Annotated in this window: 18 protein-coding genes; 10 read left to right on the top strand and 8 right to left on the bottom strand. The window is 52.1% G+C overall.

Translation table 11 applies throughout. The annotated features are described in order from the left end of the window. Nucleotides 1-9 precede the first annotated feature (9 nt). On the top strand, nucleotides 10-1,362 hold the full coding sequence (locus ACZ52Z_RS07225) for a hypothetical protein (RefSeq protein WP_464270080.1): 1,353 nt from the start codon (nucleotides 10-12) through the stop codon (nucleotides 1,360-1,362). A gap of 18 nt (nucleotides 1,363-1,380) precedes the next feature. Here the strand turns inward: ACZ52Z_RS07225 and ACZ52Z_RS07220 are convergent, their stop codons facing one another. The 4 genes from ACZ52Z_RS07220 to ACZ52Z_RS07205 form a co-directional block, all read right to left on the bottom strand. Continuing rightward, the gene (locus ACZ52Z_RS07220; protein ID WP_464270079.1) at nucleotides 1,381-1,587 is read right to left on the bottom strand and encodes a hypothetical protein; all 207 of its coding nucleotides are present in this window, start codon (nucleotides 1,585-1,587) and stop codon (nucleotides 1,381-1,383) included. A gap of 4 nt (nucleotides 1,588-1,591) precedes the next feature. After that, nucleotides 1,592-2,560 carry a Na+-dependent transporter gene (locus tag ACZ52Z_RS07215; RefSeq protein WP_464270078.1) on the bottom strand — a complete coding sequence of 323 codons (969 nt, stop codon included), beginning with the start codon at nucleotides 2,558-2,560 and terminating at the stop codon, nucleotides 1,592-1,594. Between the two features lie 9 nt (nucleotides 2,561-2,569). Beyond that, the gene (locus ACZ52Z_RS07210; protein ID WP_464270077.1) at nucleotides 2,570-2,962 is read right to left on the bottom strand and encodes a hypothetical protein; all 393 of its coding nucleotides are present in this window, start codon (nucleotides 2,960-2,962) and stop codon (nucleotides 2,570-2,572) included. A 335-nt stretch (nucleotides 2,963-3,297) separates the two neighbouring features. After that, entirely contained in the window at nucleotides 3,298-4,095 is a 798-nt protein-coding gene (locus tag ACZ52Z_RS07205; RefSeq protein ID WP_464270076.1) for a PEP-CTERM sorting domain-containing protein, read from the bottom strand. 808 nt (nucleotides 4,096-4,903) lie between these two features. On the opposite strand from ACZ52Z_RS07205, the gene ACZ52Z_RS07200 reads away from it, so the two are divergent. From ACZ52Z_RS07200 to ACZ52Z_RS07180, 5 genes are all read left to right on the top strand, one after another. Then, nucleotides 4,904-6,955, top strand: a complete 2,052-nt coding sequence (locus tag ACZ52Z_RS07200) for a hypothetical protein (protein WP_464270075.1) — start codon at nucleotides 4,904-4,906, stop codon at nucleotides 6,953-6,955. Then, a complete protein-coding gene (locus ACZ52Z_RS07195) occupies nucleotides 6,939-7,931 on the top strand; it encodes an HlyD family secretion protein (protein ID WP_464270074.1) in 993 nt (330 codons plus the stop codon). The genes ACZ52Z_RS07200 and ACZ52Z_RS07195 overlap by 17 nt, the downstream gene beginning before the upstream one ends. Continuing rightward, entirely contained in the window at nucleotides 7,928-9,340 is a 1,413-nt protein-coding gene (locus ACZ52Z_RS07190; RefSeq protein ID WP_464270073.1) for a TackOD1 domain-containing metal-binding protein, read from the top strand. Before ACZ52Z_RS07195 ends, ACZ52Z_RS07190 begins: the two co-directional genes overlap by 4 nt. Beyond that, a complete protein-coding gene (locus tag ACZ52Z_RS07185) occupies nucleotides 9,330-10,634 on the top strand; it encodes a glycosyltransferase family 2 protein (RefSeq protein ID WP_464270072.1) in 1,305 nt (434 codons plus the stop codon). The genes ACZ52Z_RS07190 and ACZ52Z_RS07185 overlap by 11 nt, the downstream gene beginning before the upstream one ends. A gap of 137 nt (nucleotides 10,635-10,771) precedes the next feature. After that, nucleotides 10,772-11,398: a LysE family translocator gene (locus tag ACZ52Z_RS07180; RefSeq protein ID WP_464270071.1), complete on the top strand. Its 627-nt coding sequence runs from the start codon at nucleotides 10,772-10,774 to the stop codon at nucleotides 11,396-11,398. A gap of 10 nt (nucleotides 11,399-11,408) precedes the next feature. Here the strand turns inward: ACZ52Z_RS07180 and ACZ52Z_RS07175 are convergent, their stop codons facing one another. Continuing rightward, nucleotides 11,409-13,619, bottom strand: coding sequence for a sensor domain-containing protein (locus ACZ52Z_RS07175; protein WP_464270070.1), 2,211 nt, complete (start codon nucleotides 13,617-13,619; stop codon nucleotides 11,409-11,411). 262 nt (nucleotides 13,620-13,881) lie between these two features. Beyond that, nucleotides 13,882-15,714 carry a RiPP maturation radical SAM C-methyltransferase gene (locus ACZ52Z_RS07170; protein WP_464270069.1) on the bottom strand — a complete coding sequence of 611 codons (1,833 nt, stop codon included), beginning with the start codon at nucleotides 15,712-15,714 and terminating at the stop codon, nucleotides 13,882-13,884. Nucleotides 15,715-15,913: 199 nt separating this feature from the next. On the opposite strand from ACZ52Z_RS07170, the gene ACZ52Z_RS07165 reads away from it, so the two are divergent. Next, entirely contained in the window at nucleotides 15,914-17,137 is a 1,224-nt protein-coding gene (locus ACZ52Z_RS07165) for a ribosomal protein L7/L12 (protein ID WP_464270068.1), read from the top strand. 91 nt (nucleotides 17,138-17,228) lie between these two features. Here ACZ52Z_RS07165 and ACZ52Z_RS07160 read toward each other — a convergent pair whose 3' ends face one another. Beyond that, complete coding sequence (locus tag ACZ52Z_RS07160; RefSeq protein ID WP_464270067.1) at nucleotides 17,229-17,561, bottom strand: hypothetical protein; 333 nt, start codon at nucleotides 17,559-17,561, stop codon at nucleotides 17,229-17,231. Between the two features lie 626 nt (nucleotides 17,562-18,187). On the opposite strand from ACZ52Z_RS07160, the gene ACZ52Z_RS07155 reads away from it, so the two are divergent. Beyond that, the gene (locus tag ACZ52Z_RS07155) at nucleotides 18,188-18,418 is read left to right on the top strand and encodes an EF-hand domain-containing protein (RefSeq protein WP_464270066.1); all 231 of its coding nucleotides are present in this window, start codon (nucleotides 18,188-18,190) and stop codon (nucleotides 18,416-18,418) included. Between the two features lie 272 nt (nucleotides 18,419-18,690). Here the strand turns inward: ACZ52Z_RS07155 and proX are convergent, their stop codons facing one another. Next, the gene (proX, locus tag ACZ52Z_RS07150; RefSeq protein ID WP_464270065.1) at nucleotides 18,691-19,713 is read right to left on the bottom strand and encodes a glycine betaine/L-proline ABC transporter substrate-binding protein ProX; all 1,023 of its coding nucleotides are present in this window, start codon (nucleotides 19,711-19,713) and stop codon (nucleotides 18,691-18,693) included. A 422-nt stretch (nucleotides 19,714-20,135) separates the two neighbouring features. Between proX and ACZ52Z_RS07145 the strand changes: the two genes are divergently transcribed. Together ACZ52Z_RS07145 and ACZ52Z_RS07140 are read left to right on the top strand one after the other, a co-directional pair. Beyond that, complete coding sequence (locus tag ACZ52Z_RS07145; protein ID WP_464270064.1) at nucleotides 20,136-20,783, top strand: YiaD family glycine zipper/OmpA-like lipoprotein; 648 nt, start codon at nucleotides 20,136-20,138, stop codon at nucleotides 20,781-20,783. 60 nt (nucleotides 20,784-20,843) lie between these two features. Further along, nucleotides 20,844-21,623: a peptidoglycan-binding protein gene (locus tag ACZ52Z_RS07140; RefSeq protein ID WP_464270063.1), complete on the top strand. Its 780-nt coding sequence runs from the start codon at nucleotides 20,844-20,846 to the stop codon at nucleotides 21,621-21,623. Nucleotides 21,624-21,638 lie beyond the last annotated feature (15 nt).

Raw genomic sequence — 21,638 nt, 5'->3', positions numbered from 1 at the left:
GAGAGTGGAATGGAAAATACACAGGACTTTCATTGGCAGCAATATCCTGAAGCGGAGCAGTTGCTGCAGGACCTGCTTGAACAGCATCGCACTGCAAATCACGATATAGCAGCGCTGGAAACGCGAATGAGACGATTAACCAGTACCCGTCTTTTTGACTGGATTGATCATCTGCTGATGAAGGACAGTGCAGCTAATCGGGACCGGCTGGAGACGCTGGGCTTTGTTCCCGGGGTGGGTGAATTGGAAGGCTGCTATACTTTTCATGGGGCGAGGCTGCCCTCAGTGCTGCTCACCGCCCGGCGGGGGGTCGACCTCCGTCCCGGAGTAGCCGTACGGGTAGAGAGCATCGCCGATTTTCTCCAGTGCAATGGTCACTGTGCAGAGATTGAGGGCACGGTGCTGGCACCATTTCGGCGTTGTTGTGTTTCCGTGGAAGGAGGTAGCGGCCTGTATGCGGTGGAGCGCCGGGGGACCCGTCAGATGAGTCCGATCGGGACCGCACCGGACCATCAGCAGCATTATCTGGAAGCTATTGAGCGGTGGCAGACATTGCCTCGGGGTGTGGACGAGGAAGAGGAGGCCTTTGGTGCCCTGTTTGAGGCTGCGGAGCGACTGATCCATCGTTTTGGCACTGATTTGGCCGCTCATATTGTATGCCTGGCCGAGCGCCGCTACTGGCTTTCCCGCAATCATGCCGCCCGGGTACAGCAAATGCGCCAAGACGTGCTTGGGCTGGGGTGGGCTAATCATGATCACCACACCTTTCGCAGTTCACGCCATTTTTTTGCCCGATTGGTGAAGCTGTTTGTTCGGCTGGGGTTCAAACGGCGCGAGCGCTTTTATGCCGGTCGTGAAGCAGGGTGGGGTGCGCAGGTGATGGAGAACCCTGCTGCCGGGCTGACCCTGTTTCTGGACGTGGATCTGGCTCCGGAGGAGGTGGCCGTGGATTTTACCGCCGAACCACTGGCAGAGCGCAAGGAGCTGGGGACCGTGGGATTATGGTGCGCCCTGCACGGCGATTCCATTCTTGGTGCGGGTATGCACCACCTGGCGATCAATGCTCTCTTTACTGATCTGGTGGAAGATCTTGACCGGTCGGGGATCGAGTTTATGGCTCCGTTCAGTGATTTTCCCTACCTCAAGCAGTCGTTTAGTAAGGGAGAGACCTGGGCCGTGGCTCCATCCCGGGTTGAGAAGTTGCTCGATCAGGGCCTGATCACCACGGAAAAAGCAGAGCGGTTTCTCCTTGATGGTGCGATCGGCAGTCACTTGGAGGACATTCAACGCCGCGAAGGGTATAAGGGGTTTAACAAGAAGAATGTCAATGTCATTATCAAGGAGACCGATCCCCGCCGCTAGCCAGCTGGGAGGTCGGCGCTACTCTTCTTCTGTCAAAGCGATCTCCATATCGATCAGCTCGCGGGCCCGTTCCACCGCCCGTTCCCTGTTTTCGCCGCCTATGGCCACATGTTGGCTGTATCCGCTCGGGCTGGTGACGGTAAAGCTGAATTTGGCGCAGAGTTGATGCCCCGCCTCCACCGAGATCGACCATCCCCGGTAGATGTCTGTAAGTGGTTTTTCCATGAGTCTACCTTTGTTTACACTTTTTTCGGTTTTGCTGAAAGGATTTTGACGCGTATTTGAGCAGGTGAGGGGTCAGGAAGATTGGAAGCTGCGACATGGCCAGATACATCCAGGTTATTTCAGGTATTGTTTCCCCGGTGGCGGCAAGCATCAGCGCCATGTTGCGGTTGGAGGTCATGAATCCCAAGGTGAGGGCCCGATTTTTTCCCATGGGAAGAAAAACCGCAATAGTGAGCAGCAAGATCGCCGAAAAAACCGACAGGCTTATCCCAGCTACGATAAAGAGTGTCCGGGGAACAGTAACCAGCTGATCGGAAACATCCACCATGAGCGCCGCGGCAAAAACAAACAGGACCAGAATATTGAGTCCGTCGAGTTGGAGCCGGTAGCGTTGAATGGTCTGCAGGCCGACGGTATGCCGGAGGAGCAAGGCGACACAACCGGTCCCCAGGAGGAGCAGGGCGAGTTTGCGGGCCAGGATAAAAGGGGAGATCAACAGGGACGGCTCGGCGAAAAGATGGGCAAAAAGCGGTGCGGTGAGCGGCACAAACAAGGTGCTGGTGACCATGGTTGCCAGCACCAGTGTTGTCTCCAACCCTATGAGCGCGGCCAAGGCCGGAGCCGACATCAGCGGTGAGGCAACAGCCTGGAGCAGTAAGCCAAGAAATAGCGAGGGCCACCTATCGGCAAGGCCGAAGACCAGCCCGATAATGCCGATGGTGCAGGGCACTGCCAGAGAGGTCCAGCAGAGCGCGGCAAGCACGGGAAGCGGGCGACGACCGTAGTCCTTAAGGGCAGTGGTATCCATACGCACAAAGGCTATGGCCAGCAGGAGCACTACTGCTTCGGTGAGCCATGGTTTGAGGGCCCTGCCGATGGGATCGGGTACTGCTGTGCCCAGCAGCAGCGCCAGGGCAACGGCCCCGGTTCCTTGACTGCCCAGCCAGGACAGCGCTGCCCAAAGCTGTCCCATGAGTGCTGCCTACTCCTTAAACCACTTCACCTTAAACAAGGCTTCAACCAGTTCCCGGTGCATGACGAGCTGATAGCTTTCGTTTTCCGCCCGGTAGGGATTGCCGCCGCCGATGGAACTGCAGTAGAACGGTTCGCCCGGGTTGGCAACGCTTTCCAGGTAGCCCATGTTGAGGGTGTCGCCCAACAGGCGTCCCAGGGCATTATAGTCGTCGATAACCGCCAGGTGGTCATCGCTGCCCACTGCTTCGGCAAGTGCGGCAAAGGAGATGGTGTGTTTTAGGGTCTTGAAATGACGCTCCAGCATGGTTTTCTGGCTGTCACTGATGGATTTTTTTATTTTCTTCAGTGCCTTCACATACTCCTCGGCGCTCGGGACAACAAAGTCATAGCTGATATGCATGGGATACTCCTCAGATAAATGAATGCTTTTTTTGACTGTCTGGTTGTATGCGAAATTTACACAGGATGCAAGGTTCAGAGCAGCTTCCAAGGGGAAAAGATGCACCTTGCTATACGGAATTCAGAATTGGAGCCCTGGAACCGGCTATGGGCCATGTTCTCCTTTTGTACGGACAGCGGAGGGCAACCTTTGCAAAGGCATACCCCTTACCCGATAGACGATCTGGAAGCAGAGCATCTGGTTTTTTCCCCTCTGAGCAGGGAGCATCTGGCATTAGAAAGGAAAGAGGGTGATCGGCCTGAAGCGATCACCCTGTGTTGCGGCAACTGTTGAAATTAGTTGCGCTTTTTCCTTGTCGCTGCGGCAAGGGAAGCGAGGCCTGCACCAAAGAGGAGCAGCGTCGAGGGTTCGGGGACAACAAGAGGGGATGTGAGCGTATCGGTATCAGCGCTGAAGAGGAAAGTGTCGTTCGAAAAACCGGTTGAACCGAAGTCTATGGTCATGTACCTGTACAGATCATACACCGGTGGCTGACCATTGAGCGCGACAGGGCCGCTGTAGGTAACAGCTGCATTGATACCTGATGAGCTTAACAGTGCATAAATTGGCCCCACTGCTTGTGGGTCGCTGGTATCCAGCTGAACTTCCTGCAGAGGGTATCCGCTTTCCGAACCTGTGGTGCTGGCGGGAGAGGGGGTGCTTTGCATGCTTTTTATGCCGTCAAACACAGCGTTTCCGCTACCGGCGTCGATGAGCACACTCGTGAGAGTGGCATCAGCCGCTGTGTCCAATTCCCAGGGTCTGAACGTGCTCTCTCTAGGGGTCTTACTTGTTCCGTCCTGGTAATAGGTTTTACCGTTATCAATAGACAGGCTCCAGCCAGTCCCCCAGAACCCAAAAAGTCCGGAGATTGTGGGGTCTTCCACCCACGTCAGGTGTTCGGTCGTACCGTTTGCAAGTACTGCAGTGGCAGTCATGCCTGCCATATGCGCCCCACTTGTGCTGACGCTCGAAATCCCTTGAGTGAAGAAAAATGGGCCAGTGTTGTCGTACTGGAGAGAAAGCGAGTATCCCGTGGCTGGCAAGGCGAGACTGCCGATAACCATCAGGGAACAAAACGCTGACTTCTTCATAATCCTCATAATACTTTTCCTTTTTGAGTCGTTGTGTATGGGTATATTTTACTGGGATCATTTACCCCGCTCCAATTGAGGGTATGCATCTCCATTGGTGTTTTTTTGGTATACCGGAAAGATCGTGCCGGCACGGTGCGCTCTATGCGTAGGATGCCCTTATGACTAACCAGTGTCCTTATATTGTATTCAATTTTTCGGAAAAATCTAATTTTTTAATCGGTTTTACGAAGTCTTCTTTTTTTTGATACTATATTAAATAGTTATCAGTTCTATGGTTGGCGCTTTGTGTTGTCAGAGACAGGCAAACTCACCCAACTCACAATGAGAGACGTATCTGCCATCTTGATGACCGTCAATAGTACATGAAAAAGAATGCATGGAGAGGTTTTTTCCTTCTATTCCACATTGTTTTGGTGCAAGATCGTAAAGGAAAAGTAACCCATGCCATCTTGTAGAATTGCTGTTTAGCATGTTTATCTGAGAGGATATGCGGCTCGGCCCTTTTTTCGTTTTTTTATGCCGTAGTTTTCTTGAGTGTCTCCAGTCGGCAACGTGACAACAACGTGGTAGTTTATGTGGCGTTCAATCGGCTGATCAAAAGTGAGGGGCGACACTCATCTGGGAACCTTGCTTGAGACAGAAGGAGAGGTGCAAAGTTATTGGTTTCAGGTCTATATGCTAATCATAACTATACTTTTCACTCTTTTTTGTTATATACTCTCTCTGGTAGCCTGTCTGGCTGGGTATCTGAGAGAGTACGGTCTTCGGGACAAAGTATCAGGGTGTGTAGAGGAAAATGCGATTAATGAAGGTGAAACATGTGGAGTATGCTCCGTATCAACGCATACTTTTGGTCAGTATGCTTCTGATGTGTTGGGCAGGTTCAGTATTTGCTTCCACCATAGGAACCGAACAGGCAATGTTCAAGAGGCTGCTGCAAGAAACATATCAGCAGATTGAGAGCGTGCAAGTTGCCGAAGACAAGCAACTGTCCGTCGAAATACTGACGTCCACCTGCGAAAGCGGTGTCGCGGGTCTATCCAACGGAGAGATCCTGCGAGAAAAAAGCCGTCAGGAGGTGAGGGTTTCCGGGCTGGAGCTGCGAGGAGCCTATTCAACTGGCGATCTCAGCGATACTGATGAGGGCGAGGACAGTTTCGAGCAGGGTCGAGCCAACCTGGAGTTGTCATGGGAATTGTTGAAGCATGGGCTGCTGCACCAGTCAAGAAAGGCCGATGCACTGGAGCTTGAAGCACAAAAAGCTGAGATTGTCCATGAGTTAGATGCATTGACCGACGAATACCTGTGCAGGCGCTACCAGATCAAAAAGAATTTTTTCGAACGATTAATCCAACTGCTTAACATCAAAATTAATTTTATGACGCCCGTCCACGAGGTTGAGCGGCGCGCCTATTTTAAACGGTGGAGTTTTCTTGACGACTACATGGTTTCACAAGAGGATCTCGTCCTTGCCCGCCACGAACTCAATTCCCTGCTTGTCGATCCTTATTTTGATGCCAGTCCCCAATATGGTGAATTTCCGCCAATTATTGATGTGCATCTTGCTGGACTGCTTTCCTCCATACGAGCCGATGATAGCTTTGCCAAACTGTTTGAAGCGGAAAAGGGGTGGCTGGAGGCGCGTGAGCGGGCCGTGGTTCATGATTCGCTCCGGGTGTATCTCCGTCAGGAATTCGATGTCGACAGAGGTGGGGAGAGCGAGGATGATTTTATCGCCGGTCTGCGGTTTCGTGTTCCACTCCATTTTCGCGATAGTGATGTGTTGGATTTGCAGCTGCGCCAGGTTGAGCAAAGAAAAAGGAACCTTTTTAATGATCGTATCAATCAGACGCGCCTCAGGTATACCGAGCTGCAGGAGCAACTTCGCCGAACAATGCGTCAATATTATAGACATGCCAGAGCCATGGAACGGGCAGATCGAACATTACGTATGGTGAATAGCGGTGAAGATGAACTGATTACCGCGGCCATAACCAGAATGCGAACCGCCATAGAGGCCCAGTTGGAATTCGTGCGCGCCTTGGAAGAACTCTACCGGCGTGTAAATGAGATGTTTTTGGCTGCGCGCGTGCCCTTTCGGCCGGATTTAATCCGCAGGGTTTCGCTCGTGCCGGAGCAAAACAGAGCGCGTTATGGAAATCGTGCATTGTATGTGTGGTCGCACGACTTCAATACCTTGGACAACAAGGTGTTGTCCGCCTTGTTCCATGCCAAGTCGATTTCAACGGTCATCTTGTCGGCGGGAAAAAAAACGAATATGGACAAGCTTGAAACATTTCTTACAGAGATGCAAGGAGCAGGCATTGATGTTGGATTGATGATCGGTGACAACAGTTGGATTTTTCCGGAGAAATTTTCGAGGGTGAGTGAACGGAGCATTTTCGCTGCTGAGCAGACCGGTCACCTGCACTACGACATAGAGCCGCAAGCCATGCCGGAATATACGGCACGGCGAGAGGAATACATAGGGCTGTATACCACGCTGATTACCAAGGTGAAAGAACGTCTGTTTGATAGAAAACTCAGCATCTCTATTCCGTTTCACTGGCCGGAGAAAACGTACCGTGAATTGGGCGGGGTTGCGGATGCTCTCTATGTCATGGCCTATGGCACCTCCGAGCCGGAGGTGCTGCTCCGTCGGCTGCAGCCGATCATCAGTGGTGTATCACCGGACAAAATAGTGATCTCGTTGCGGACAAGCGACTTCAAGGATGAATGGGCAATGGAAAAAATGATAGAACGAATCGTCGACGAAACAGCACTTATGCGGTTCTGCATCCATGATCTAGGCAGCTATATACAACAATTTGGTGACCAGGATGAATTTGAGAACTAAGAAATCCCATTTTCAGAATCTTCCTGAAGGCAAGCCGCCAAAAAGAATACTGCCTAGGCTGTTCAGATTTTGCTATTACCTCTTGCTCATTGCCATCGTCGGGGCCATTGCCTATATCCTGGTCAGTAAAGTCCTTTTTTTTACCGGTCGAGGGCAGGTTGAAGTGCAGCGTGTGCGGATAAGCCCTCTCTCCGGGGGGGTGGTGCAAACCATCAACAAGCAACCCGGGGACCACTTTAATACTGGAGATATCCTTGGCCAGATTCGATTGGAACACCCTTGTGAGGAACTTGACCCGGATATTCGGCTTACCAGGCTGGAGTATGCGGTAAAGCAAAAAGAGGGGAGATATGAGTACTTTATCGATCGAATCTCTCTACTTGATGCCGCCGGCTATGAGGAGGATGTCCTGCACCGGGCTCTGGAGATAGGTGATGCACTCTCCAGGAGAAAAAATGAGCAGGTTGTGGATGATATCCGGCGATTGCGGGAAAAGGCCGAATTGCTGGCAGCTGACATACGCGTGCAAAAGGAGGAGCTTGAACTTCTTGAGCGGGAATTAGCAGCTGCTGAAGAAACGACCTGTGAATATGAGGTGATGGAAGCGACCTTCTCCGGGACAATTGAACACATAACACGCAAGACTTCAGAATACATCAACAGAGGAGAACCGCTTTTTGTGGTCAAAAAAGAGGAGCCGGAGGTCATCGTTGAGGCCTATCTTGATGGGGGCATGCTCAGGTACATCAACCCAGGCGAGGCTCTTGAAATTAGGTTCCCGGACAAGCACGTTAGCACTGGTATTGTCATGGCTCGTGAGTCCTCCGGCCGAACTGCCGTAGACCGTCAGACCGAGGCATATGTGCCGGTAAAGGCCGGGCTTCGGGTGGTGCTCAAACCAGCATCAGAAGAGGATAAGGAATTGTGGTTGTCCTATGACAGATTGGATGTCCGGGTTAAAGGGGAAAAAAAATGAGAACGCCATTGTTGGTTGCCGGAAAGAGGACCGCAATCGTTGATGCCGGATTTGAAACTATTGCTGTCGATAAGCTAGAATCTGTACCCCCTGCGAAAATTTCTTTTCTGCTTATTGACTGTTTCGACCAACAGGAGGCAATGAATACCCTACGTATTGTCCGAAATCTCCTGGACCAGGAAATGTACCTGAAGCCAGTTCTCTTTTTAGTCGGCAGCGAGGGCGTCAGCCGGATAGTTGAGGCAGCCGTGGACGGTGTTTTGGGAGAGGCGGAGGCCGGCAACCACGGAGTCGTTGAGAGCTGGTCGGCAAAGCTTGAGCCGGTCAATGCACGAATTGAAAAGCTTAAACGTATAACCGCGACCAGGGGGGCAAATATTGCCTTCAGGGTTCTTCGTTTCCTTGAAACGAGAAATCAACGGTGTACGCCGTTGGCGTCGGCACAGCATAAAATTGGCTATATATATCCAAAATTACAAGTATTTTTTGGAAATGAAGATAACGGTCTCTTCGAAACGCTGGCCTATTTGGAAAGTCAGCGACTGGTAGACGGAACATTTTTCAAACGTGCCTATTTTTGCACCCATTGTGGGTGCGCCTTCCTTAACTTCTTTGAGACTTGTCCAGACTGCAATTCCAATGACCTCAGGACGGAAGAGTTGATTCACCACTTCAAGTGTGCCTATGTTGGCGAATTTTCAGACTATGCTCAGGCTGAAGGCCTGGTGTGTCCCAAGTGCGATACCCGATTGAAACATTTGGGTGTTGATTATGATAAAGCCTCTGTCGTCCATACCTGTAACAGCTGTCGTAATGTATTTCAGGAACCAAAGGTAATGACCGCCTGTTACAATTGCCTGCGAGAAATGGAACCTGAAAATCAGGTGGTTCGTGAGTTGAAAACTTACACTATCACTTCAGTGGGCCGGAATGCTGCACGATATGGTATGGATTCTCTTCTGCAGACTATTCTTGAGTCGGCCTCCGAGGCAGTCCCTTTTGGGGCTTTCAAGAAGTATTGCACCATCGAATCTGAGCGGATAGATCGTTACAAGATCAGCTCCAGTACGCTGGTGCTTATGCGTTTTGAGGGGATTGATGAAATTTATACCCGAATGGGACAGCGTTCTTCCGAACTCTTTAAAGAATTGCGAACGGCTTTGCTGGAGCAACTCCGCAGTTCCGACGTCTTTTGCGTAAAGGATGAGAACATTTTTCTCATCCTATTTACTGAAACCGAAGATCAAAGAGCGTTGAAGGCAGTAGAGCGGCTTGAGGAACGTGTTGCATCACTCTTGCAGGCAAACCTTGACATGGAATGCAGCGCTAAAAGAACCATTCATCCGGTTGAAGCTGGACTGGACGTAGACCTTTGCGTAGAAAAATTGTTGCAGATGCATGATTCTTGATTCCTTTGTAGATTTTTTTGCCAATCTCACGCTGCTTAAGGCCCTGGCGTATTTCTGGCCGTTTTTTCTGGTCGATATGTCAAGGTACCTGGTGCTCGATTTTTTCGTCATCCCCCGCTATATCCGCAAAAGGTATCAGCAACAGGCAATCCACCGCATTGCCAGGAGGCGTTTATTTCGCGAGCGACCCCTGGTTTCGGTGATTGTTCCAGGGAAAAATGAAGGAAGGCATATCCCTGAACTGTCTCGAACCCTTGCACAGCAGACATATCCCCATATAGAATCGATCATTGTTGATGATGGTTCCGATGACGATACTCCTCTTATCGGTCGTCGCCTGCAGCGGGAAGGAAAAATTACCAAGTTTATCAGAAACGAGATCAGGGGAGGCAAGGCTTCGGCTGCCAATACTGCGCTTCGCTATGCTCTTGGCAAATACGTGGTGCATATCGATGCAGACAGTCATCTGTCGGCAGATGCTATTGAAACTATTCTCCTTCCTTTCTATATGCAGGAAAATGTAGGTGCCGTCGGCGGGGATATACGTGTAGCCAACGCTCATGACAGCCTGGCAACCCGGTTACAGGCGATTGAATATTTCAAAACGATATCCGTTGGGAGAACGATTGCGTCAGAATTCGATATTCTAAGGATAATCGGCGGCGCGTTCGGTGCCTTTAGAAGAGATATCCTGGACAGGATATATGGATGGGATGTTGGTCCTGGCTTGGACGGAGACATCACGCTCAAATTCCGAAAACTCGGGTATACAATCGTACATGAGCCTTTTGCCGTCTGCTACACCAATGTGCCGCAGACCTTCGGCAAGCTAGCCAGGCAACGTTTCAGGTGGGATAGATCGCTGATTCGTTTTCGGGTCAGGAAGCATCTCGATATTTTATTGCCCTCGAAAAACTTTCGGTTGAGCAGTTTTATCGCCTCCTTTGACAATATCTTTTTTAATCTGGTGCTTGACCTTAAATGGTGGATCTATATCATACAGATACTGCTCATGGGAGGGGGACATCTGGAGGTGGTGCTGATCATAAATCTTCTGCTGTACGGAGCAGCCAATGTGGCAGAGTTTAGTGTGGTTTGCATTTTTCTTGGCCGGTCAATGAGCCTACGAGAGCGAATGCTTTTCCTTTTTCTCCCTCTTGTCCCTCTGTATACGGGGCTTTATCTTCGCTCGGTCCGCACCCTTGCCTATCTGATGGAATGGTTGTTCAAGTTGTCTTTTGCTGATAAATGGAATCCGTGGAAGGTATCAAAGGTGGCAAAGGAAAACGAGTAGGTGGGAGAAGGTCATCTTGAACCATCCGAAATGTTCTTCCTTTCGGGTCTGGATTGTGTTCTGCGCCGGTTCCGCCTGATCTGCCTCTGAAAAAGGCAAAACTGTGGTCGGTACCACGACCAAGACCGGAGGGGAAAATGCTGCCGCTGAATGTTCAATTGACCTTTTTTACCGCTTCCATTGTCCTTGCCCTGGCGCCGGGGCCAGACAACATTTTTGTGCTTACCCAGTCAGCTGTTCATGGCCGGTCAGCGGGAATTGCCGTCATGCTGGGCCTCTGTACCGGGCTCGTCGGCCACAGCTGTGCAGTGGCTTTTGGGGTGGCGGTCATTTTTCAAACCTCGGTGGTAGCTTTCTCGGTGCTCAAATATATCGGAGCGGCCTATCTGGTCTACTTGGCTTGGCAGGCCTTCCGCGCCCCGGCGAGCACCATCGTGAGCGGTCGCAATGGTAAGGTTCCATACGGTAAGCTCTACCGACGTGGCATCGTCATGAACATTACCAACCCCAAGGTTTCAATCTTCTTTCTCGCCTTTCTGCCACAGTTCGCCGATCCACAACGGGGACCGCTTGCGGTGCAGATGCTCCTGCTTGGCGGTCTTTTTATTGTTGCCACCATTTTGATATTCGGTGCAATCGCTCTGCTTGCCGGTTCACTCGGCGTGGTGCTCAAACGTTCCGCTCGGGTGCAGACCGTGCTTAATAAGGTCGCAGGAGCGGTGTTCCTCGGTCTTGCGCTGAAACTGGCAACCACCCATAGGTAAGAGGTGGTTCCTAGCTTGCCTCTTTACGGTGATTGGCTGTTCCATGGGTCTGCAGGAGTCGAAGGAAGGCCTGGGACCGAAGTGGACGGCTGAAGAGAAACCCCTGGATCTCGTCGCATCCCCGTTGTTCGAGGAAGGCTTTCTGCATCTCTGTTTCCACTCCCTCGGCGACCATCCGCAGGCCAAGGGCCCTGCCAAGCTCGAGCATGGCGCTGACAATGGCCTCAACCTCTTTGTTTTCCTCCAGGTCATGGATGAAAGACTTATCGATCTTGATCATATCAAAGGGAAAACGATGGATATAGGCCAGGCTGGAATACCCGGTGCCAAAATCATCCATGGCCAGGGAAAACCCTTTTTTCTTCAGGCAATCAAGGCGTTCTGCAGCTCGACGCGGATTGCTCATAACCAGGCTTTCGGTAAGCTCAAGCTCCAGGTTGATCGGACGAAAACCAGTTTCCTCAAGGATGGCGTCGAGCATATCCACCAACTCCTGGTAGCGAAACTGCCGAGCTGAGACATTGACCGAAATACGAAGCCTGCAGCCGGTTGCTTCCTCCCAGATACAGGCTTCCCGAACCGCTGTCTGCGCAACCCATTCGCCCAGCGGAAGGATCAGGCCGGTTTCCTCGGCAATAGGAATAAAGCTGTCAGGCGGCAACACCCCCATGGTGGGATGGTTCCAGCGAACCAGTGCCTCGGCGCCGACGATTTTTTGCGCCTTGAGATCGTACTGTGGCTGGTAATAGAGCTCAAGCTGGTTTTCCTTCATGGCATTGTGGAGGTCCTGCTTGAGTTCTATCCACCTGGCCGCCTCTTCGGTCAACCCTTCAGAATAATAACGAAACCATCCCTTATCATTGGCCTTGGCCCGGTACATGGCGGTGTCCGCATGCATCATCAGGGTTTCGGGGTCTTCTCCGTCTTTGGGATACATGGCGATGCCGATGCTGCAGCCCACGTAAAGATGACGCTCCCCCATGGGGAGCTTCTGACTGACCTTTTCCAGAAGCCTGCGTACCACGTTGGTTACCTGATGCTCACTCTCCGGTGCGTAGAGAAGCACCACGTATTCGTCGCCCCCGATTCTGGCGACCGTATCCACCTCGCGTACGCAAGACAAGATCCGTTTGCCGAGCGCAGCCAGGACCTCATCGCCGACAGAGTGACCAAGGGTGTCGTTAATCTGTTTGAAATTGTCCAGGTCAAGAAACAACAATGCCAAATCGTGGTTGTCACGTTTGGCCATAATGATGGCTTGCTGAAGGCGGTTGTCGAGCAGGTTGCGATTTGCCAGGCCGGTCATGGTATCGTAGTTGGCTTTGGTCTCTAATTGCTGCTCATACTGTTTTCGTTCGGTGACATCCTGGAGGGTTTCCACTGCGCCGATGATTTTACCGTCGAGCCCGTGGAGTGGTACAGCGGTGAAGTACAGCCATTTGGGACCGGACTGAAAATGGGGGAAATAGGCAGTGGCTTCCCAGGCACCTTTCACCAGGGGGGAACGTCTGCAGATGCCCTGATAATATTCAGGCACCTCGTCGCCCTTGCCGTCAACGATGAGGTCGGCCATCACCGGGCGTTTGGCCGGGTAAAAGGCCTTCCACTGGTCACTGGTGCCGATAACTTCTTCTGCGGAAACCCCGTTGAGTGCTGCGCAGGCTCTATTCCACTGGGTGACCGTGTGCTGTTCGTCGAGCACGAACATGGGAACCGGCGATCCATCGATGATTTCCTTGAGCAGGTGCTGGTGATCACGCAGCGCCTGCTCGGACCTTTTTTCGGCGGTGATATCGCGAAGGGTCTCAATGGCGCCTATAAGACGACCATTGTCGTCGGTCAGGGCCGCCGCAGTAAAGGCCAGCCACTTTCCTCCATCAGGGAAGTGGGGAAAGAAACTTTCCGCTTCCCATGCATTCTCCAAAATGGGCGATGGTGAATATTTGCCCGCATAGTAACGCTCTATCTGGTCGAGTTTGCCATCGACAATCAGGTCGGCCATCACCGGGCGTTCCTCAGGGTAAAATGCCTCCCATGCGCTGGTGCTGCCGATCATTTGCTCTGCCGACATACCGGTGATGATTTCACAGGCCCGATTCCAATGGAGAATGCGGTGCTGCTGATCAATGACGAAGGTTGCTACCGGAAAATTTTCCACGATCTGGGAGAGAAGCGTTTTGCCCATTGCGCCGATTTCATCCATTTTACTTATATTTTTCAAAGTTCCTCCCACGTTCCAGCAAGCACACCATGTGAAGATGCGGCGGGAAAGGATGAGTGATCACTCGGGTGGTTGACAGGTTTACCAGGAAAGAGAGAAGGTTGCTCCGAGTGTTGTCCCTTGTGTTTCCGCCTGTTGGTGGTCTGCACGATTAGGTTCAAGTAATCACAACTATACATGTAATACAATCCGGCAGATCTTCCACCTTGTCTCGACCGAGGTGAAGAGTGAGAGATACCTCCAGGCGCTGATTTGTGTGGGATCACTCTGAAGCCGCTGCCGGTGCGGATGACCTGCCGACGTAGCGAACCGCCAAAGATAGTATTCTTTCTTTTTCCTGGAACATCAGTCGCTTGCGACACATATCCGAGATGAATTGGCGGAGTGCGGTTTCCTTGATGGAGGGAAAGGCGGCAAGAAGGTCGTTTACGGTAACCGGCAGAGTGCAATGGAGGTAAATTTTCCTGGACAGGCCACGCAGGCGGTGAAGAAGCGGTTTGCCGCCGGGGCTTTCCTGACGAATGATGAGAAACGTCCCGCCGTCACGATAGTGGAGCGGAGGCTGGTGGCTGTCAGGTCGATTCTGATGAAACGTATGCCAGGCCGCTATTTTTGCCTTTACAGGTTTCCAGGCTGCATGTTGATGGGTGCGGTCGCCGCGGTAACTGTTGATCAACATGGACAGGGTGGCAACACAACGCTGAGGAAAAAGCCTACGGATTTTCGCGTGGGGTAGTATCGCCTGGATGGAGTAGTTTTCAGGGTGGGCGTAAATGGGGGATCCCAAACCAAGAAAAAAGGTCGCCGCTTCCAGTGGAACGAAGGGGAAGACGAAATCGAGGTTTTCCAGGGTTTCAGCAATCTCCTCTGTAGTGGTCCCTGGGAACTCTGTGATCAGGTTACCGGTCATCCGTATCCCGTACTGGGTGCAAAGTTTCATCACCGTAATGTTGTCGATAACAGTGGTGCCCTTATCCATTTTACGGAGCAGGGCGGTGGAGAGGGATTCTATCCCCACCTGGACGGTTCGCAGGCCGCCTCTGCTGAAGGCCTGGAGTTGTTGCGGAGCTGTTCGGGCCCGGATCTCAGCAAAAAAGTCAAAATCCCTTCCGGATTGGGCGATGTCACGAAAAAAGGGTTCAGCTTCCCGGGGCGGAAGCGCATTGTCGGTAAAGGTAAAGTGCAGGGATTCGTGAACAGCGGAGAGGTGCGCTATTTCCCTGAGCATTCTGTTGCTGTGCTTGTAGCGGTAGTCGTGCCATTGCAGGTTGAGATTGCAGAAGGTGCAACGGTTCCACCAGCAGCCGCGGGAGAACTCCACGGGCAATATTGGAATAAAGGGCTGACCCGGAAACAGCTCCTGCATTTCCTTAAAATAGGGGGTGTAGTCGGGAAAGGGCAGTTCATCGAGGCGAACCGGCGCAATGGCATGCGTCTCCTTCGGTCTTTTGTGCCGGTGATGGATGACTCCCGGCAGGGGCAGGGTAGCATCATCAATTGATCGATACAGGCAGATAAGGGCTTCTTCCCCTTCGCCGTCAATCACGTAGTCGATTTCTGGAAAATGATCGATGAGCGATGCGGCCAGTGGGCCGGAACAGGAGGAACCCCCGAAAACAACAGGTATTTTTCCATAGCGGGCTTTGATCCGCCTGGCCAGGAACAGGGAGGGAAGCAACTGGCTGAAGCAGACGCTGAAACCTATCAGCCTGTATTGGGACATATCATGGGTAGTCAGCCATTGTTCATAAAGGTCAGCAACGGTCTCTGACATCTGCACAAAGGAGGGTTTATGCGAGATTTTGCCGGCCATGCTTTCCTGAAACAGTTGTGCGGCCGGTCCTTGCTGTTCAGCAAAAAGGAGCGGGCTGAAAAGCGCCTCCCCTCCCCAGCCGGAGAGGGCAAGTTGGGAATATTGATCGGTGCCCAGGGCTTTGGCGGCATGGAGATACGGGTGGAAGGTGTCTACCCGGCAATCGGTTTTTTGCTCCAGGTAGCTCTTCAGGGCGCCAAGCTGGATGGAGGGACGATTGAAGATCGCCCACGGCATGGAGATGAGGGCGATTCGTTGCGGGAGAGGAGGTTGAAGATTCATGGGTAGAAGCGGTTAGAGGAATAATTCCGGTGTACAGCATGCATCAGCACCAGGCGTTTTTTTCAGTACAACAGAGAGGAGATGGTCATGGGTATGGTATAATACGGTATGGAAAAAGAAAAAACGGTTTTCAGCTGAAAAAACAGGAGGAAGGAACTTTACGGCACTGGTGATTACCATCCAAGCAAAGGAGGCGTATATGAAAATGATGATCCGGAAGTATCTGTATCTGCTGTACAGTGGAGGATGCTGTTGCGTGATTGCTTTTTGCATGGTTGCTTTCCTGCCCAATCCTACCCTGGCCGCACCATGCGAGGGATATACCGTTATCCTGACCAGGATCGGCAGCTCTAAGGTGCAAACCATCAAGGCGGTGCGGGAATTGACCGGCCTGGGCCTGCGTGACTCAAAAAACCTGGTTGAGTCTGTGCCGGTGGCGTTGAGAAAGGACCTGTCAAAGGCCGAAGCACTCCAGTGGGAAACACGGCTGGATGAGGCCGGGGCGGGGGTGCGGCTAGAATGCAGTACCGGCGATAGCGTGCTCCCGAGTCCACCTCCTTTGCCTGATCCTCCAACGCCCCGGGATTCGGTACCGCCGCAGGTAGCGGTTGAAACGGATACCATTTTGGTCAAAACCGTGGGGGATCGAATCGTTGTTCGCGCAGTTGCCGAGGACAACGACAAGGTAGCCTCCATCACCGTTTATGCCCAAGGGAGAGCGGTAAAAACCTGCAGAGCATGGGAATGCTGGTATGGAGAGGAGGTGCGTGCGCCGGGGCCCCGCAGTTATCATGCCGTGGCCAGTGATCGGGCCGGCAATCAGGGCGTTTCCGCTTCACTGGAATTTATGGTCCATCCGACCTCAAAACCCGGCCCCTCGCTTACCATCCGTACCGATCCTTTTACCCCCACCACCCGTGACCGGGTACGGTTTGTAGCTCATGCCAGGCACTCCAGCGGTGTGCATGACATTACCCTGCATGTTGGTGGTGCCGCTGTGCGCACCTGTCCAGGGGATAAGTGCGAGTACAGCGGCGGACCTTATCCCGCCGGCATCCTTGTGTGGCGGGTTTCTGCCCGGAGCAAGGATGGTGGAGAGACTTACGGATCAGAAAACAGGTTGTCCATCGCTGCCGTTCCCCACTCCGGAGCCTGCACCATTGCCGGTAGGGCTATCGGTCCGCGAGCAGATACGGCACCAGTCTTTTTTGTCAATCTTTTTGGTCCCGATCGCCTCGACCTGTATCGGCAGACCCAAAGGTTTGGACATGACGGACGCTATCGCTTCGATAGGCTGCCGGAGGGCCGATACCGGTTAACGGTCGATACCCGAGCAGATACGGCAGTGGGAGCATTTCCTCGTGAGCAAACGGTTGTCTGTCAGGGAAATGGTCCGCACAATGTTCACTTTAGCTTCAGGTAGCACCGTTTCTCCTGTCAAGTAGTTGGCAAAGACACCAGCCGGCCGTTTGTTCCATACGCTCAAGGGAAGGGAGCAGACGGCCGGTCAGGGTTCAGTTGTTGCCGGCCTGCCCAGAACCGGTGCCCATGCCGGTCCCTTTTCCCTTGCCATAGCCGCCTTTTCCTTTCCCATAGCCTTTGCCGCTCCCCTTACCGGCAGGGGGGCCGGTGTACTGTTCAAGCTCTTCTGGCGTCATTTGATTTACCCGCTTTTGCCATTCACTGCGAAAGGCATTCCTCTCCGCTTCGCTGGCATTGGAGAGGGTACCGCGGAGAGTACTGAGCTCTTCAGTGGTCATGGCAGAGTAATCCATACTGTGGGCATTTGCGTAAATGGTGAACACGGCAGCAATAATCGCTAGAGAGAAAATCAGTTTTTTGTACATTGCTTACCCTTTGGTTGAGGGTGGAGGATTGTGGCTGGAAAAGGGTGATGCATCTTTTTCCAACACAGTTGGCGAAATAAAATAATCTAAAATAAATCCTGGTTTTATTTTTTTCAATAAGCACGCCAGTGGGATTGGGGAAGGGGCTGAGTTAAAAGAGAAGGAAAAATAAAGTAGTGGTAGTGCGTCAGCAGCACAGGAACCATGGAGATTGCCGACAACTCGTGCTCGAGGTGACAGAATTGGCAAAGGGAAGGTTGATGTCGCCTTTTTATCCTTTGAGAACCGGTGCTCGATCACCAGTGGACAGAGGCACTGTTGTAACGTGAAAAAGATCAGTTGATCTGGTCGGTTATTCAATAGAGACGCTGGCAGAGGAGGGTAATGGTGTCGTTGTTTGTGCACATTGTCTTGGTCGGTATATTGGTGAGTTCAGGTGTTGGTTCGTGGAAGTGTCGTCTGCGGCCTACGATTGCAAACCTATGCTGGCGATCAAAAAAGGGTGAGTCTGTATAACCTGTTGAATTAATAGTTTTTTCATGTTGTGGCACATGGCTTGCTTATTGGGGGCATGGAATGGGAACTGTTTCCCATGAATGACTCAACATATGAAGGAGAAAACGACCATGATCAAAAAAACCGTATGTACACTCTGTGCCGTGTTTGCCTGTATGGTAGCTGGAAATGTTGTGGCGGCTGATACCCATCCGTTGATGGGGCTTGATACAAACCAGGACGGCTTTGTTTCTCTTGAGGAGGCAGAAGCACTGCCGGAGGTGGCAGAGGCCTTTGCCACTCTTGATACCAACAAGGACGGTAAGCTGGACATCAAGGAACTTGCCGCATTGAAAGGTTAAGGACTCCTCATAGAGGAGGACAGCTCTCGTGCTTCAGGGCTGTCCTCCCCTCAACCTTCTCCTGTAGAGCCCATCATTTGGGAGCTCCCGTTCAAGCCATGGCTGAAAAAAATCCCTTCATTGCCTCTTGGGAGTTCATTGAGGGCTGCCCCCTAAGAGTAAGTGGAGCACGGGCTCTACCATATCCGAGCCTTAGCCACCATCTTTGACGTGCTCCGGAACAATGACCCCCCTGCACAAGGTCATCAACAGCGTGTCACGCGCTGCGCCAATCACATTGCTGCCTTGCGTGCTTCCTCAAGCCATCCGTCCCACAGCTGACGGTTTTTGCTGATCCACTCCTCGGCATGTCGCTCGATATCCTTCTGGGATTTTTCCCCTTCGTGCATCTTGGTGTTTTGCTCGTTTACATCGGCCAGCGGAATGCTAAACAGTTCGAAGAAACGCTTTGCTGCCGGGTTGGCGGCAAGGAACTGCTTATTGGCAACCATTCTGATATCGGCGGCAATAAAACCGAGTTTTACCGGATCACTGACAGCACCCGTCACCCCACTGGCTACCATGCGGTCTGTAGCATCTTTTTGTACGTCGCGGGGTATGATTTCCGGGACATTGATCCACACCACATCTTCACCAGGTTTGAGCTTGAAAATAGTCCAGTTTGGTGCCCAGGTATAAAAGAAAATCGGTTTACCCGATTTGTAGCGAGCAAGGGCATCAGCCATACTAGCGGTGTAAGTTGCCGTTACCGGATTGATGTGTTTTTTCAGATTATAGACCTTCAAGTGATGCGTAATGGTTTTGGCGCAGGCCCAGCCAGGTTCACAGGCCATCAGATCGGCTTTACCGTCACCATTTGCATCAAATTGTTTTTTTACCTCGGGGCGTTTAAAGTCCTCAAGCGAGGTAATGTTGAGTTCGTCAGCTGCTTTTTTCGAAACAAGGTATCCTTGCAGTCCTCCGCTTTTCATCACATAGCCGATGGTGTCGGCTTTTTCATAGAAATTCTTCGGCATCTGACCATTGTGCATCGGAAACCAGCCATTGGCCCAATAGTCCACATCCCCTAAAGCAACCGCCTGGTAAAACATGGCGTTCTGTAGCTCCTTAGGCTTGGCAACGGTGTAGCCAAGCTCTGTCAGACCGGCTCGCACGATTGCTTCCTGGAAATACCCAGTGGTCCAGTTAGCCCGCGCTGGAGAGACCTTCACCCCTTTACCCGGCTGAATGTCTGCTGCCATGGCAGGTGTAGCCAGCAAAAATACTACCAAAACAGTGCGCAATAGATGCTTCATTCTTCCCCCCTTGTTGGTTAATGAAAGGTGTGTACAGCGAAACAGTCGTACTTTTCCTGAAAAATAATTGAATTGAATAAACTTGGTAAAAAGTATTGTGGGTGAAGTCAATTTGTTTCCACCCGATCTTTTCATTCTCGCTGACATTACCTGTCTTTTCTGTGACAGGGAGTCGTCCTGCTGTGTGATGAATTCGTGGGTGTGCCTCTGCGTAGCGTTTCTTTTTTTTGCAGTATAATTAGTTGTTTTGTGGGGTAATCATGACCTCTATATAAGGCGACATAGCCCGATTTGGGGCTCATGTGGCCCTATGTCGAGTGTGTACAAACGGACTGTTGCCTATAGTGCAGACATAAGGAGAGGGTTCACCCAATAAGAACATCCCCATTACCCCTGCCACGATGCAATAAGGAGAGACGGTCATGAGTACACAGGTTTTTTCACATCTTGTTTATGGTTCACTGCTGCTTGGCGCGCTGGCAGCCTGCGCACCTCTGCAAACCCAACATCAGCAGGGTACTGCTATAGGTACCGGGGTGGGTGCTGCTGCAGGTGCCCTCCTTGGACAGGCAATAGGCAAGAATACCGACTCCACCTTGGTCGGTGCCGGTGTCGGTGCACTGGTGGGAGGTCTTGCAGGCAGCCAGGTCGGCAGGTATTTGGATTACCAGGAGCAGGAACTGCGGAGCGCAATAGCCGCCTCCGAAGCGGCGAGTGTTGCCAGAAATCGTGATGTACTCACAGCGACCTTTCAAGGAGCAACCTTTTTTCACCATGACTCGGCAGTTCTCTTGCCCCAGGGACAGCGAGAGGTGGCACGCGTGGCTGGGGTTCTCAACCGATATCCTGAGACCAGAATAGAAGTGCGAGGTCATAGCGATGCCACCGGAGCTCATGGGTGTAACCAGCAACTTTCCCGAGAACGGGCAGAGGCCGTTGCGGATGGTCTTGTTCAGCATGGTGTTCCCCGGCATCGTATATCGGTTGTCGGGTATGGAGAGCGTCAACCTGTTTCTTCCAGTCATGCCATGAACCGCCGGGTAGAGATCGTTGTCATTCCTGCAGGCTAAGCCATGACCACGCAATCATGGCAAATCGCGTGTTTCTTTTATTCATCAGGAGGTAAACGTATGCAATACATTCATCGAATACTCGTGGCTATAGGAGTTGTTCTCTCTCTAGGGCTGTCCTCCATCGCAGATGCAGCAAATTATACCGCTGCCACCAATGCCTATGAACGGGGGGAGTATCGCACCGCGTTACGGGAATTTTCCTCACTGTCTCGCAAGAACGATCCCTATGCCCAATATATGGTGGGAAGGATGTATGCCAGAGGAGAAGGAACACCCAGGGATTACCTCCTCGCTTATAAATGGCTCACCCTGGCTGCCGAGAAAGGCAGTGTACCCGCCGGAAGATTAAAAGAGAAAGTAGGCAGGAAGCTCTCTCCCGAAGAGGAACGCTGGGCAAGACAGCTCATCGCCGATCACCTGCAGAGGGACGCAGCAGGCGCTCGAGTGACTGTCTACACCGATAAAAATACGGTTCGCAGAGTACAGCGGCAGCTCTCCATACTGGGGTATTATCGCGGTGCAGTGGATGGAGTGCTTGGCAAGCAGACCCGCCGGGCCATAAGGCATTATCAGCAGGCCATGCACCTCCAGGTGGATGGAAACATTACCCTGCCCCTGGCAGAAAGCCTTTACACCGCAGTTAACCGTCCGGGAGGCGTCAAGGCTCCCCATGCACACACGTGGAAAGACGCATCATGCGAGCTTGGAGAACTTCGAGACAGGCTGCAGCGGCTTATTCGCCAAGGCAGGAAACGTCATGCCGCTCAACCCTGGTTTTTTCGCGAATTGGAGGAGGTGGTCCATGCCGCCAGCGAAGGGCAGTGGGCAACGCGATGAATATCGGTGAGCTTT

The organism is Desulfogranum aggregans (assembly GCF_055398265.1).
This window is presented reverse-complemented; position numbering and strand designations above follow the sequence as displayed.

What these genes read in the sequence shown, in the direction of transcription:
- ACZ52Z_RS07200 (WP_464270075.1), top strand. Translation starts at nt 4,904, where the DNA reads ATGAAGGTGAAACATGTGGAGTATGCTCCGTATCAACGCATACTTTTG.
- ACZ52Z_RS07185 (WP_464270072.1), top strand. Translation starts at nt 9,330, where the DNA reads ATGATTCTTGATTCCTTTGTAGATTTTTTTGCCAATCTCACGCTGCTT.
- ACZ52Z_RS07155 (WP_464270066.1), top strand. Translation starts at nt 18,188, where the DNA reads ATGATCAAAAAAACCGTATGTACACTCTGTGCCGTGTTTGCCTGTATG.
- ACZ52Z_RS07225 (WP_464270080.1), top strand. Translation starts at nt 10, where the DNA reads ATGGAAAATACACAGGACTTTCATTGGCAGCAATATCCTGAAGCGGAG.
- ACZ52Z_RS07220 (WP_464270079.1), bottom strand. Translation starts at nt 1,587, where the DNA reads ATGGAAAAACCACTTACAGACATCTACCGGGGATGGTCGATCTCGGTG.
- ACZ52Z_RS07165 (WP_464270068.1), top strand. Translation starts at nt 15,914, where the DNA reads ATGAAAATGATGATCCGGAAGTATCTGTATCTGCTGTACAGTGGAGGA.
- ACZ52Z_RS07180 (WP_464270071.1), top strand. Translation starts at nt 10,772, where the DNA reads ATGCTGCCGCTGAATGTTCAATTGACCTTTTTTACCGCTTCCATTGTC.
- proX (WP_464270065.1), bottom strand. Translation starts at nt 19,713, where the DNA reads ATGAAGCATCTATTGCGCACTGTTTTGGTAGTATTTTTGCTGGCTACA.
- ACZ52Z_RS07145 (WP_464270064.1), top strand. Translation starts at nt 20,136, where the DNA reads ATGAGTACACAGGTTTTTTCACATCTTGTTTATGGTTCACTGCTGCTT.
- ACZ52Z_RS07170 (WP_464270069.1), bottom strand. Translation starts at nt 15,714, where the DNA reads ATGAATCTTCAACCTCCTCTCCCGCAACGAATCGCCCTCATCTCCATG.
- ACZ52Z_RS07215 (WP_464270078.1), bottom strand. Translation starts at nt 2,560, where the DNA reads ATGGGACAGCTTTGGGCAGCGCTGTCCTGGCTGGGCAGTCAAGGAACC.
- ACZ52Z_RS07190 (WP_464270073.1), top strand. Translation starts at nt 7,928, where the DNA reads ATGAGAACGCCATTGTTGGTTGCCGGAAAGAGGACCGCAATCGTTGAT.
- ACZ52Z_RS07205 (WP_464270076.1), bottom strand. Translation starts at nt 4,095, where the DNA reads ATGAAGAAGTCAGCGTTTTGTTCCCTGATGGTTATCGGCAGTCTCGCC.
- ACZ52Z_RS07195 (WP_464270074.1), top strand. Translation starts at nt 6,939, where the DNA reads ATGAATTTGAGAACTAAGAAATCCCATTTTCAGAATCTTCCTGAAGGC.
- ACZ52Z_RS07160 (WP_464270067.1), bottom strand. Translation starts at nt 17,561, where the DNA reads ATGTACAAAAAACTGATTTTCTCTCTAGCGATTATTGCTGCCGTGTTC.
- ACZ52Z_RS07140 (WP_464270063.1), top strand. Translation starts at nt 20,844, where the DNA reads ATGCAATACATTCATCGAATACTCGTGGCTATAGGAGTTGTTCTCTCT.
- ACZ52Z_RS07210 (WP_464270077.1), bottom strand. Translation starts at nt 2,962, where the DNA reads ATGCATATCAGCTATGACTTTGTTGTCCCGAGCGCCGAGGAGTATGTG.